This is a genomic window from Micromonospora inositola (assembly GCF_900090285.1).
Taxonomy (GTDB): Bacteria; Actinomycetota; Actinomycetes; order Mycobacteriales; family Micromonosporaceae; genus Micromonospora; species Micromonospora inositola.
In genome coordinates, this window is record NZ_LT607754.1 from 1,476,166 (window position 1) to 1,487,480 (window position 11,315).

General features: G+C 70.0%; 12 protein-coding genes, 1 tRNA gene and 2 pseudogenes. 6 read left to right on the plus strand and 9 right to left on the minus strand.

Translation table 11 applies throughout. From position 1 onward, the window contains the following. The first annotated feature begins 167 nt into the window (after positions 1-167). The gene (locus GA0070613_RS07120) at positions 168-728 is read left to right on the plus strand and encodes a GNAT family N-acetyltransferase (protein WP_089015804.1); all 561 of its coding nucleotides are present in this window, start codon (positions 168-170) and stop codon (positions 726-728) included. Positions 729-803: 75 nt separating this feature from the next. Here the strand turns inward: GA0070613_RS07120 and GA0070613_RS07125 are convergent, their stop codons facing one another. The 3 genes from GA0070613_RS07125 to GA0070613_RS33280 form a co-directional block, all read right to left on the minus strand. Beyond that, positions 804-1,301: a YcxB family protein gene (locus GA0070613_RS07125; RefSeq protein ID WP_089011564.1), complete on the minus strand. Its 498-nt coding sequence runs from the start codon at positions 1,299-1,301 to the stop codon at positions 804-806. Between the two features lie 201 nt (positions 1,302-1,502). After that, positions 1,503-2,618, minus strand: coding sequence for a hypothetical protein (locus GA0070613_RS07130; RefSeq protein ID WP_089011565.1), 1,116 nt, complete (start codon positions 2,616-2,618; stop codon positions 1,503-1,505). A 112-nt stretch (positions 2,619-2,730) separates the two neighbouring features. Next, complete coding sequence (locus tag GA0070613_RS33280; protein WP_231929699.1) at positions 2,731-2,829, minus strand: divalent-cation tolerance protein CutA; 99 nt, start codon at positions 2,827-2,829, stop codon at positions 2,731-2,733. Here GA0070613_RS33280 and GA0070613_RS34335 point away from each other — a divergent pair. The 3 genes and pseudogenes from GA0070613_RS34335 to GA0070613_RS07145 form a co-directional block, all read left to right on the plus strand. Next, a pseudogene (locus tag GA0070613_RS34335) lies at positions 2,828-3,112 on the plus strand (replication initiator); the annotation flags it as partial. The gene GA0070613_RS33280 and the pseudogene GA0070613_RS34335 overlap by 2 nt on opposite strands. Before the next feature lie 119 nt (positions 3,113-3,231). Next, positions 3,232-3,459: a helix-turn-helix domain-containing protein gene (locus tag GA0070613_RS07140; protein ID WP_089011566.1), complete on the plus strand. Its 228-nt coding sequence runs from the start codon at positions 3,232-3,234 to the stop codon at positions 3,457-3,459. Between the two features lie 131 nt (positions 3,460-3,590). Beyond that, positions 3,591-4,109, plus strand: coding sequence for a site-specific integrase (locus GA0070613_RS07145; RefSeq protein ID WP_157746291.1), 519 nt, complete (start codon positions 3,591-3,593; stop codon positions 4,107-4,109). A gap of 391 nt (positions 4,110-4,500) precedes the next feature. Here GA0070613_RS07145 and GA0070613_RS07150 read toward each other — a convergent pair whose 3' ends face one another. After that, positions 4,501-6,402 (minus strand): cell wall-binding repeat-containing protein, encoded by a 1,902-nt coding sequence (locus tag GA0070613_RS07150; protein WP_157746292.1) that lies wholly within the window; start codon positions 6,400-6,402, stop codon positions 4,501-4,503. A 190-nt stretch (positions 6,403-6,592) separates the two neighbouring features. Here GA0070613_RS07150 and GA0070613_RS34340 point away from each other — a divergent pair. Then, a pseudogene (locus GA0070613_RS34340) lies at positions 6,593-6,700 on the plus strand (tyrosine-type recombinase/integrase); the annotation flags it as partial. 154 nt (positions 6,701-6,854) lie between these two features. Here the strand turns inward: GA0070613_RS34340 and GA0070613_RS07160 are convergent. Continuing rightward, positions 6,855-6,931 (minus strand) — tRNA-Thr (locus GA0070613_RS07160). A gap of 134 nt (positions 6,932-7,065) precedes the next feature. Here GA0070613_RS07160 and GA0070613_RS07165 point away from each other — a divergent pair. Further along, complete coding sequence (locus tag GA0070613_RS07165) at positions 7,066-8,802, plus strand: metallophosphoesterase family protein (RefSeq protein ID WP_089011569.1); 1,737 nt, start codon at positions 7,066-7,068, stop codon at positions 8,800-8,802. 51 nt (positions 8,803-8,853) lie between these two features. Here GA0070613_RS07165 and GA0070613_RS07170 read toward each other — a convergent pair whose 3' ends face one another. From GA0070613_RS07170 to GA0070613_RS07185, 4 genes are all read right to left on the minus strand, one after another. Further along, complete coding sequence (locus tag GA0070613_RS07170) at positions 8,854-9,693, minus strand: PSP1 domain-containing protein (RefSeq protein ID WP_089011570.1); 840 nt, start codon at positions 9,691-9,693, stop codon at positions 8,854-8,856. Between the two features lie 302 nt (positions 9,694-9,995). Next, positions 9,996-10,664, minus strand: coding sequence for a hypothetical protein (locus GA0070613_RS07175; RefSeq protein WP_089011571.1), 669 nt, complete (start codon positions 10,662-10,664; stop codon positions 9,996-9,998). Continuing rightward, the gene (locus GA0070613_RS07180; protein ID WP_089011572.1) at positions 10,664-10,969 is read right to left on the minus strand and encodes a type VII secretion target; all 306 of its coding nucleotides are present in this window, start codon (positions 10,967-10,969) and stop codon (positions 10,664-10,666) included. Before GA0070613_RS07180 ends, GA0070613_RS07175 begins: the two co-directional genes overlap by 1 nt. Before the next feature lies 1 nt (position 10,970). Then, on the minus strand, positions 10,971-11,300 hold the full coding sequence (locus GA0070613_RS07185; RefSeq protein ID WP_089011573.1) for a YbaB/EbfC family nucleoid-associated protein: 330 nt from the start codon (positions 11,298-11,300) through the stop codon (positions 10,971-10,973). Positions 11,301-11,315 lie beyond the last annotated feature (15 nt).

The following is an 11,315-nucleotide window of genomic DNA, read 5'->3' on the forward strand; positions in this document are numbered from 1 at the left end:
CTGGAGAACGACTGGCTCCGCACGTGCGGCCGCCGGAGCCATCCTGAGGTCCGCACTTTGCCGGAGCCGCGGCTGCTACTGACAGCGACGCCCAGCGCGGCGTTGAGCGCACGCTCGGCGGCATGTGCGGACGCTGCTTGCTACTGGTCACCCTCTACGCTGCCATGATGATCGCTAGTGCGGTGCTGCCAGGTGGGGTCTTACTGCGTCCACTCAACAGCGGCGACGCACCCGCGCTACTCGATGCGTACGTGCGCAATCGCGAGCACCTGCGTCCCTTCGATCCGGAGCGACCCGACTCCTTCTGGACCCTTGATGGCCAGCGCAGGCGGCTTGACTCGCTGATGCAGCAGCAAGAGGAAGGCACGCTGCTGGCCTGCGCGATGCAGCGTGACGATCTGGTGGTGGGATGCGCGTCGCTCAACACGATTGCGTTCGGTCCGCTGTGCAGCGCCAATCTGGGGTACTGGGTGGATGTCGCTGAGGTCGGACGAGGACTCGCCAGCGCCGCGGTTGGCGCACTCTGCCGTTTCGCCGACCGGGATCTCGGCCTGCACAGGGTCCAAGCAAGCACGAATCGGGCGAACGTTGCCTCGCAGCGGGTGCTGACGAAAAGCGGGTTCGAGCAGTTCGGGACGGCACGCAACTACTTGTATATCAACGGCAGATGGCAGGACAGCCACCTCTTCGAGCGCATTCTCAACGGTCGGCCACCGACCTCTCGCTGAGCTGAGGTAAACATCCGCTCATCGGCAGAGTCGGGCGGTAGCGGCTGGTGGGCGCGCGGTCGGCGGCAAATGAGTTCACCGAAGCTGGAGCAGCCCACGTTTGGCCATATAGGCTCGCAACGTTTCGGCGTCCTCGGAGGACATCAAGCGGCGTGGGATCACGGTCGCCGGCATCCGGCCGACGTACACGATCCAGAACTCAGGGGTGTCCCTTACCTGAGCGACCCCGTCCCAGGCGATGCCGCCGGACTCTGAGCCGCTGCGCATCATGATGTTGTCGTCGGTGATCTCGTAGGCGCCCTCGACAGCGTAGCGACTGGAGCGGCGCCGGGCGCGCAACCGCACCCACGGCGAGTACAGCATTGACAGCAGGCCACCCACAACCATCGCCATGCACAGCGGCGAGATCTGGTCGCCCCACGCGAACGCCCGCGAGACGGCGAAACCGATCGCCCCGACCGCCGCCAGCACCGCGCCGATATAACCGTACTTGCGCAGCCGAACACTGCTGAGCGCAGCGGCCACGCGGCCTGGGTAGGCGGGATCGGCTGGGACGTCAAAACGGATGTGCACGCCAGAACGATAGTGCCCCCACCCGCCCCCGGGCAGCGCCTGACTCGCGCCCCGCTGGGCGGATCGTCGGGGGCCGCCCGTTGTCAGCGGCAAATCAGTACGTTGGCTGCCAGTCACATTCCGGGCGCGATCAGCGGCAGAAGTGGAGGTCTACGGCCTGCTCGAAAGGTGAAATGGGACCGGTGAGGCTGCGAGCGGCAGCTACTTCTGGGTGAACACGGCTCGGAAAGCAGCGAGATCGACCGGGCCGATCTCGAGCGCGGACTTGAGCGTGCTCAGAGCGGCGACGAGCGGATCCTCCTCACGGGCGGCGACTATCGCGAAGACCATTTGCACCTGTGGCTCCATCGCGGGCAGCTCGATCTTCCCGATCGAGGTAGGGCTGTAGATGAAGGAAGAACTAAAGCTGTGCACGGCGGTTTCCTCCGGCACATCCCACAAGCGGTTGAGCGCCGTCCGGTAGTCGGTGAACGAGGGAGGCGGCGGGTCACCCCGGTCGAGGGCATCCAGTGCCTCGGCAACCCAGTCCAGCTCGGCGGCACCAGCCTGGATAGCAGCTGACCGGGCGGCCCAGGCTGCCATGGCACGCTGCTGCGCCGGCTCGGCGGCGGCGATCTCATCGACCAGGTCGCGGTCGACGCGGGCCACGTCCTTCGCCCACGCTTCGACCTGGCGGAGCCGGTCACTGTCCGGCAGGCGACCGCCCCAGTCACGCGTCGCCCGCGCGCGGAAATACTCCCTCTCCCGCCTCTTTTTCTCCTCCTGTTGCCGGCGGGCCGCTTCGACACGTTCCGCGTAGGTCGGCCGCGGCGGCGTCTTCTGAGCGACGCGGTGCCGGTTCGCAGCGACCGTCGAGGTCTGCCGGACGATCCGGTCGGGCCCCGCCTTCGCGGGCCAGAACTGCAGCAGGTACCGCTCGGGCGGGTCGTCGACAACGCGATCCTCGTTGTCGTAGCCGATCGCGCAGAACCGTACGCGGTAGGTGTCCTGGTCCAACTCGAGCCGGACGGTCAGCCTGTGATCGCCCGTCAGGAGCAGCTGGTCCGGCTCCGTGCGGGTGTACGACGCCTCCGCTACCTCGGTCCAGACTGGGTCGAGCAGCGGCTCGCTTTCGTGCCGTTCGATGCGCAGCGGCACATAGCCGGTATGCAATCCCGTGTTGAACACGAGCGCGCCGGGTTCGGCGGCTCCGCACAGCCCGTTGACCTGACCACCTTGCCCGTCGCCGACCGCGTGGGCGGCCACATCGCCCCCCAAGCGGAACACGTGGAATTCGACAGAGACGCGATCATCAAACAGAACATGCACAACATCCATGATCCGCGCTCATCGGCAGATCCGTACGTTCAGGCGCCGACGGCACGCCGCCTAAGCTCCGGCGCCTGTCGCACATCACCTGGCGAATCCGCGTCGCACATCAGTTGTCGGGTCACACGGCGGATGCGTCGGCCGGCTGCTGTTGTGCTGGCTCGGCCGTCTCCTCCAAAACCCATTGCAGGTAGGCCGGGTTGCCGGCGATGACCGGCATGGCGACCCCGTGCTCGGAGCGGTGCGCCAACTGGCTGCTCTACGGCGTCCAACCCAAGAAGGCGCGCCCGGGGCTCAAGCCGGGCAACTGCAAGAACAAGGTCCACAAGCGGGAAACTCTCGGCAGCGGCGGCCGGCGGGTGCTGCTCTCCCGCCAGTGGTCCGGCAAGACCCTGGCCGACCACCGGACCGACCGCCGCGAGTGGGTCAAAGCGCTGCTCGGCGTCACCACCGACGCCGATACCGCATCGGCCGGCGGTGAACAACGGCACGCCTGGGAGCTCGCCAAACCCACCGACCCTGACGTGCCACCCCTCGGTCACCGCGTCCTCCGGGCGATATCCGAACGCACGCCAATGGCGGGCAACACTCGACGCCACCAGACGCAACCAGGCACCACCCCATGTTTTCGGCAACTCCACGAACCAGGAGGGAGCAGCATGAAGACCCGACCCAGACCATCGAACCGCTGTGGACGGCTGAGGACGTGTCGACCTTCCTCGGGGTACCGGTGGGCACCCTCTATCAGTGGCGCTACCGCCGGATCGGGCCGCGGGCGTCTCGGGTCGGTCGGCATCTGCGATATGACCCGGCCGACGTGCGCTCCTGCCTGACTAAGCAGGCGGGGTAGCCGTGAGCGTCGAGAGGCGGCCGAATCGGAAGTGGCGGGCTCGGGTCCGGGAGGCCTCTGGGAAGGAGATCGCTCGGCACTTCGACCGTAAGTCGGATGCGGAGCGGTGGGAGGCGTCCGTTAAGGCTCCCATGGCGCGGGGCGACTGGATCGACCCGGCTCGGTCGCGGGTGACGGTGGGCGCCTGGGCGGCGCAGTGGATGGCGGCTGAGGTGCAGCTCAAGCCGACGACTCGCGCCCGCTACGAGCTGGCGCTACGGCGTCAGGTGCTCCCGATGTGGGGGGAGATCCCGCTTTCGGCAGTGTCTCATGCCGAGGTGGCGGCCTGGGTTCAGCGGCTCACCGCGTCCGGCCTCGCTCCGGCCACTGTCCGCTACGCGCACGTCGGCACCCCGATCCACCCACGCAACGACTACCGCTCGTTCCGCGAGATCATCCGACAGGCCGGTCTGCGGCAGGTCCGGCTGCACGACCTACGGCACACGGCGGCGAGCGTCCTCCTCGCCCAGGGCGTGCCCGCCCGCGTGGTCATGGAAATCCTCGGCCACTCACAGATCAGCGTGACGCTCAACATCTACGCACATGTCGCCCCCGAGATCGCGCGGAAAGCGGCGGCACGGCTGGAGGGGGCGCTGTGGTCGAGTGAGTGACATGTTGGCTGCTCGGCTCTTGAAGGCCATGGAAAAGGCCCAGGTCATGACCGGCGATCTAGCCGGTGACCTGGGCCTTTCTCTGGAGCCGCCTGACGGAATCGAACCATCGACCTACGCATTACGAGTCAGTACCCGGGCGCTGGCCCACCGCCTGGCCCTCGTGCCCCACATGGTGTCCGCGTTCGCGATCGTCCGCTCCTGCTCGCCGGGTTGGCTGCTCACTTGGCTGCTCGCGTATCAGCCGCTGGTGCTGGCCGTCGGCGTTCCGCCATGGGGCAGCAGTGGGTACCGAGTTGTCGGCTGTCACCACTGGTGGCGACCCATCGACGAGCAGAGTGCCGGGCCGGTCGGTGCGATCGAGCCCGCACTGCTGATCGCTCAGGAGGGACTAACGTCCGATGTCCGTGGGGTTGCTCGACGAAGTGGCCCCGAGCGGCCCGCCGAGCCACGTCCCGATCTGTGTCTGCTGGGACGAGCTCACCACTACGGACGAGCCGAAGACCAGGCCGGTGTGCACCGATCCGCTCGACTCCTTGAGCAGCGAGACCCCGTCGGTCCCGAGGGCGGCATCGGCGCCCGGGGTGAGCATCAACGGGCCACCGAGCACGCCCATCAGCGCGCCGCCGGTCAGCGCATCCGGCCAGTTGGTCCCGGTGGCGAAGCCCGTGTACCGCTGGCCCTCGAAGAGTTCCAGGGCGACGGCGTACGCCGTCTCGTACCGGGTCCGGCCGGAGAACCCACGGACGTACGGACCGACCGGGTCGTACGAGTAGGCCGCGTCCATGCCCTGCGCTCCGATGCCGTACAGCATCCGTTGCTCCTTAGGTTGCGAGTCGAGGAATGCCTTCGTCACCGGCGGGATCACCCCGTCCCTGGTGAGCAACACCACAGCGGACCGGTAGCGGCCGTCCCCGGCGTTGGTGGCACCGGCCGCGGCGCCAGCGGCCAGAGCATCCGGAAAATTCATCCCGGTAGCCAGGAACACCTGTTCCGGATTCGGATCGATCGCCTTTGCGATCTCCACCGACGTCGCGAAGCGATCCGGGCCAGCGAGCCGCTTCACGTAGTAACCCATCGCTCGAACCTGATCCTCGACCGCCTTCGACAGCGCCCCGGTGCTACCCAACAGGTAGACCGTGCTTTGTCCGGGAAGCAGAATCCGCTGCATCTCGGCCTTGGTCGTCGCCTCCAGCCGGTCCGGCGGCGTCAACAACAGCGGACCGCCCATCTGCGCCGCCAACGCCCCACCACTCAGCGCGTCGGCATAGGTGTCCGACCGCGTCAGAACCGCCGCGAAGGCGCCGCCATCAGCCCACCGTGATCGGGACACCGCCACCGCGGTCTCGAACCGGTTCGCACCGGACAGCCGCGCGACCCGCTCCCTTCTCTGCGGCTGATACGCCGGCACACCGTCCAGACCCGGCACCGCCACCGGCGCGGACGAACCGTCCGCCAACGCCGTGTACACCGGCCACGCACCCGTCGACGTGACCCTGCTGAACGCCAATGAGGTGCCATCCGGCGACCAGGTGGGGTTGTCGTACTGGACGCCGGCAGGGGTGACCGTCACCTCGTTCTCACCGGCCAGATCGGATACGACGATCCGGCCGGCGCGAACGAAGGCCACCCGGGAGCCGTCCGGCGAGATCGACGGATTCGACCCGTTGTCGTCAACAAGTCTCCAGCGCTCGAACCACTCCTTCGAACCGTCGTACATCAGGACGGCCGGCTGGCCGGACGGCAGACCCGAACCGTTGTCGTCCTGGCGCTGGCACACCACGAGCTTGCCGGGCCCGCCATCCGGATTCAGATAGTGCTTCCCGTCGTTGGGCGAGAGCCACCCGTGGCCCAGGAGCCCGCCGACCTGATCCGTCACGACACGCCATGGGGCGCTGGCTGAAGCCTTCTCCGACCAGGCGACAGCGCTACCGTCAGCCCACCACGTCAGGCCGCTGCGTCGGACCCCGCCATCCGGTGGCGAGTTCACCGTGTAGCGGGCCGCACCATCGTTGAACCGGATCCTCTTGATGCCCGCATGCTGGTCGAAATAGATCGCCTGACTGCCATCCGGAGACCAGGTGGCATCCGTGATGGTGTCCGGCGAGCTGAGGGCCGTCCGGGACGGATCCCCGTGAAACTTGATGGCGGTCCCGCCGCTACTGCTCGTCAGCACGCTGCCCGAGCCAGGGAAGCTGGCCGTGGCAGGCGTACCGCCGGCCAGCAGAACGGTCGCAGCGAATGCGAGGGCCGACGCGGCAGCGACCGGCCCCCGGATCGGAGATCGAGGCACCTGCGCACTCCTTGCGGGGAAGCGCGCCTTCTTCCGTGTGTCGATTGAATCCGACGAGGGCAGCGCGCACCGGAGACCCTATAGCTATCGGCCGACTCCGTGGTGCCCGTGATCGAAAATCCGCGCACCGACTACCGCTCGTTCCGTAAGATCATCCAGCATGTCGGTCTCCGGCAGGTCCGCCTCCACGATGCGGCACACGGCGGCCAGCGTCCTCATCGCCCAAGGCGTGCCCGCCCGTGTGGTCATGGAGATCCTCGGCCACTCGCAGATCAGCGTGACGCTCAACATCTACGCACATGTCGCCCCTCGAGATCGCGCGGGAAGCAGCATCGCGGCTGGAGGGGGGCGCTGTGGTCGAGTGAGTGACTCTCTGGCTGCTCGGCTCTACGACGGCATGAAGAAGGCCCAGGTCATGATCGGCGATCAAGCCGGTGACCTGGACCTCTCTATGGAGCCGCCTGACGGAATCGAACCGTCGACCTACGCATTACGAGTGCGTCGCTCTAGCCGACTGAGCTAAGGCGGCAACGATCGTCAAGTGTACGGCACACTCCCGCCCCTGGCCGAACGGGATCCCCCGGCACCGGGATCCGGACATCGAGGAATGTTTGGTCGTTCGCCGGGCAGCGCTCGCAGGCGGTCGGGACTACCCTGCGGCGGGTGAGCGACGATCACGTACCGGAGCAGCAGCCGATCCCCGAGGCGCACCCGGGCGAGCGGGCGGTCCGCCGCCCGCTGAGCACGGATCCGCTGGAGTTGGGCTTCGCCCCGCGCAAGCCGGTGCCGTGGCTGGCGCCGTTCCTGCTGATCAGCACCGGCATCCGTACGCTGCTGGCGATGCTGTTCGGGGCGTACCTGGACAAACGGGAGCTGCAGAACGCGTTCGGCGACGGGATCTTCCGTCAGGTCGGGCCGGACGGCGGGCTCTGGCTGGACTACGTGGCCGACCTGGGTGACGGCTTCGACTCGACCTACTCGGTCGCCTACCTGCTCGCCCAGCCGGAGCTGGCGGTGGACGGGCGCCGGCTGCCCCGGGCGCAGACCCTGGTGATGGGGGGCGACCAGGTCTATCCGTCGGCGTCCTACGAGGCGTACGAGGACCGGTGCAAGGGGCCCTACCAGGCCGCGCTGCCGGTGGCGCCGCCCGAGCGGCCCACCCTCTTCGCGGTCCCCGGCAACCATGACTGGTACGACGGCCTGACCGCTTTCCTGCGGCTCTTCGTCCGCTCCCGGGACCGGCACTTCGCCGGCTGGGGCACCGGCCAGTCCCGGTCGTACTTCGCGGTGGAGCTCCCCGCGGGCTGGTGGCTGCTCGGCCTCGACGACCAGTCCGGCTCGTACCTGGACGACCCACAGCTCACCTACTTCGACGAGGTGGCCCGCAAGCTCACCCCGCGGTCCCGGATCATCCTGGCGGTGCCGGCGCCGACCTGGGTCAAGGCCGCGGACCATCCCACGGCATACGACTCGATCGACTACTTCATCCGTACGATCATCGCGCCCACCGGGGCCCAGGTGCGGCTGCTGGTCTCCGGCGACCTGCACCACTACGCCCGCTACACCGGCCCGGACCGGCAGCTGATCACCTGCGGTGGCGGCGGCGCCTACCTCTACCCGACGCACAAGCTGCCGGAGCGGCTCGAGGTGCCGCCGCGGGACACGCTCTCCCGCCGGGCCAGCCGCACCCGCCCGTACGACCTGGCGGCCCGCTATCCCGACAAGGGCCGTTCCCGGCGCTACGGCTGGGGCATCTTCGCGCGGCTGCCGTTCCGCAACCCGGGCTTCACCACCCTGCTCGGCACGCTGCACACGCTGCTGATGCTGGCGATGGCCGGGGTGGCGACGAACCGGGCGGGCACCACGGAGCAGCGGCTGTTCAGCGTGCCGCTGGTGATCATGCTGCTGGTGACGCTGCTGAGCGCGGCGTTCTTCGCCAAGCCGCCGAGCGCGGGCGGAAAACGGCACGCCCGGCACTGGATCCTGGGCGTGAGCCACGGGCTGGCGCAGGTCGCGCTGGCCGCCGCGGGCACCTGGGCCTGGCTGGAGCTTCCCCTGTACGACTGGCCGTGGCCACTGCCGGTGGTCGCCGCGGCGGTTGTCTACGGTCCGCTGATGGGTCTGGTGTCCAGCCAGGTGGTGGCGCTGTACCTGCTGATCGCGGGGGCGTTCGGGGTGAACGTCAACGAGCTCTTCGCCGGCCAGGGCATCGAGGACTCGAAGTCCTTCCTGCGGATGCGCATCGACCCCGACGGCACCCTGACGATCTACCCGATCGCCGTGGACAAGGTCTCCCACGCCTGGCAGCTCAACCCCGACCAGTCCCCCACCGCCTCCTGGCTCACGCCCAAGGCTTCCCTGGTTCCCCGCCTGGCCGAACCCCCCATCACCCTTACCTGACCGGGTAGGGCGGCGTCGATCAGGGGGCGGGGGCGGGGAGGGAGAGTTGGGTCAGGAGGGATAGTGCTGGTCGTGGGCTTGGCGGGGGGCGCAGACGGAGGCTCGGCTGCAGGAGCAGCGGGAGCCGTCCGCGTCCAAGCGGACCGTGACCGAGTCGCGGGGGACACTGTGGCCGACGACCTTGCCGTCCCCCTCCGGCGTGGAGACGCGGCTGCCGATCGTCGGGGCTGACTCCTGGAACCGCTGGTAGAGCGGGTGCTCGTACTTGAGGCAGCACATCAGCCGGCCGCACGCGCCGGAGATCCGCAGCGGGTTGAGCGGCAGGTCCTGGTCCTTGGCCATCCGGATGGTGACCGGCTCGAAGTCGTTGAGGAAGGTGGCGCAGCACAGGTCACGGCCGCAGGAGCCGATCCCGCCCTGCACCCGCGCCGAGTCCCGGGCCGAGAGCTGCCGCAGCTCGACCCGGCAGCGCAGGGTCGCCCCGAGGTCGCGGACCAGGGAGCGGAAGTCCACCCGGTGCGGCGCGGTGAAGTAGACGGTGGTCCGGTCGCTGCCGGTCTCCGGCGCGCCCAGCACGTGGTCGATCGCCACCACCTTCATCGGCAGGCCGTGCTCCCGGATCAGCCGCTTCGCGGCGACCTTCGCCTCGGCCTTGCACCGGCGCAGCAGCTCGTCACGGCGCAGATCGTCCTCCTGGGCGAGCCCGGCCAGCTTGGGGAAGCCGTCGGTGTCCTCGGTGACCCACTGCGCGGCCCAGACGCACTCGGCCACCTCGGGCCCGTCGTCGGTGGGCACCAACACCCGGTCGCCCACCTGCGGGCGCAGCTCACCCGGGTCGAGGTAGTAGAGGCGCCCGTACCGGTTGAAGCTGACCGCGCAGAGCATGCCCATGCCCCTCACCCTACGATGCGGCGGGCGGTCCGGCCCGACCGGGCGTCGCCGGACGGTCACGGCGCGCAGCGATCCACGATCGTCGACTCGACCGACCGACCCCACCCCGTCGTGCCGTTGATCCTCGCCCGGACGGCTGAATCACGACCGACACCAGGGACAAACGGCGACGAACGGCGTTGAGTGAAGGCAGACCTGCGGGGGGTGCAGGGGAAGGCCACGGCGTCGCCGCCGGAGCCCGGTCACGCCGGCCCGGCGTGCGACGCCGTGGACCGTGCGGTGCTCCGTCCGTCGAACCCGTCTCAGCGCCCGATCCGGGTGGTCCCGCCGTACCGGGGCGCGGCGACCGTACGCTCCCGCCAGGTCGTCTCGGCCAGGCTCGGCGACCACTGCCGCAGCAGCGTCTCCGCGCCGTCGTACGCCACGCCGAGCACCGTCAGCACCCGGGCCCCGATCTCGGCCGCCGCGTACGCGCCGGCGTTGCCGGCGTCGCCCGGTGACCGGGTGGCCGCGAGCACGGTGACTGCCTCGGCGGAACGCAGCACGTCGGCCAGCGCCCGGGCCAGGGCGAGCCGGCTCCCCTCCACCCAGTCGGCCAGCGCGTCGGCGTAACCGGCGGTCGACTCCAGTCGCCCCACCAGGCTCTCCGGCCCTTCGTCGAGGTGCCGGAGCAGGGCGCCGCGCGCCTCGTCGTACCCCGAAGCGGCCGGCCCGGACCAGGCGACCGGATCGGTGAGCGTGGCGCAGGCGTCGTCGTACGCCCGGACGAGCCGGCGCACCGCGTGCCCGGCGGTCGCCAGCGGCGCGGGATGCAGGTCGAGGAACTCGCGCACGGCGTCGCCGGGGAGCACCTGCATCCGGCGCAGCAGCGGCCAGAGCCGGTGCCCCTCGGGCACGCCGGCGGCGACCAGCGTGTCCACCCGGGCGAGCAGGTCGAGGCCCGGCTCGGCGAGGCGGTCCAGGGCGTCCATCAGGCCTCCCCGGCCAGCCGCCGCCGGGCGGTGTCGTCGACCGCGGCGTACCCGTCGGCGGCGGTGCGCAGCGCGGCCGCGGCGGCGGCCAGCCGGGCGGCGGCAGCGGCCGCCTCCCGGGCCCGGTCGTCGGTGGCCGCGGTCCACCGCCGGTGCAGGGCACGGCCGATCTCGCCGGGCCGGCCGGACGACTGCGCACCGAAGGCCGGGTGGGCCGGGTCGCTGGCGGTGACGGCGTGGGCGAGGCCGGCCAGGGTGGCGCTCGCCTCGTCCAGGCGAGCGGCCAGGGCGTGCAGGGTCTCCATGTCACGCCCCCGCGAGCGGCCGGTACGCCGCGAAGGTCTCGTTGTGCAGCTTCTCCCGGGCCCACTGCGCGGCGTCGGCGGCGGCGGTCACCGCGGCCCGCACGGAGTCGGCGAGGTCCCGGGGGTTGCGGGCGTGCAGCGGGCCGAGGAAGCGCACGTCGGTGATCCGCCCGCCGGCGGTCACCACCACCTCGACCAGCCCGTCGGGCGAGCGGACGGTGACCTCGACCGTGGCCACCGCCTGGTCGAACTCGGCCTGCAGGGACTCGATGCGGCGGTAGCGCCGCACCGCCTCCTCGATCCAGGCCTCGTCGATCTCCCCCCGCGGCATCGGCGGACTCCTCCC

Excerpts from the sequence above, each read along its gene's own strand:
- GA0070613_RS07145 (WP_157746291.1), top strand. The coding sequence starts at position 3,591 with ATGGCGCGGGGCGACTGGATCGACCCGGCTCGGTCGCGGGTGACGGTG.
- GA0070613_RS33280 (WP_231929699.1), bottom strand. The coding sequence starts at position 2,829 with ATGCCGGTCATCGCCGGCAACCCGGCCTACCTGCAATGGGTTTTGGAG.
- GA0070613_RS07185 (WP_089011573.1), bottom strand. The coding sequence starts at position 11,300 with ATGCCGCGGGGGGAGATCGACGAGGCCTGGATCGAGGAGGCGGTGCGG.
- GA0070613_RS07170 (WP_089011570.1), bottom strand. The coding sequence starts at position 9,693 with ATGGGCATGCTCTGCGCGGTCAGCTTCAACCGGTACGGGCGCCTCTAC.
- GA0070613_RS07175 (WP_089011571.1), bottom strand. The coding sequence starts at position 10,664 with ATGGACGCCCTGGACCGCCTCGCCGAGCCGGGCCTCGACCTGCTCGCC.
- GA0070613_RS07180 (WP_089011572.1), bottom strand. The coding sequence starts at position 10,969 with ATGGAGACCCTGCACGCCCTGGCCGCTCGCCTGGACGAGGCGAGCGCC.
- GA0070613_RS07130 (WP_089011565.1), bottom strand. The coding sequence starts at position 2,618 with ATGGATGTTGTGCATGTTCTGTTTGATGATCGCGTCTCTGTCGAATTC.
- GA0070613_RS07140 (WP_089011566.1), top strand. The coding sequence starts at position 3,232 with ATGTTTTCGGCAACTCCACGAACCAGGAGGGAGCAGCATGAAGACCCG.
- GA0070613_RS07120 (WP_089015804.1), top strand. The coding sequence starts at position 168 with ATGATCGCTAGTGCGGTGCTGCCAGGTGGGGTCTTACTGCGTCCACTC.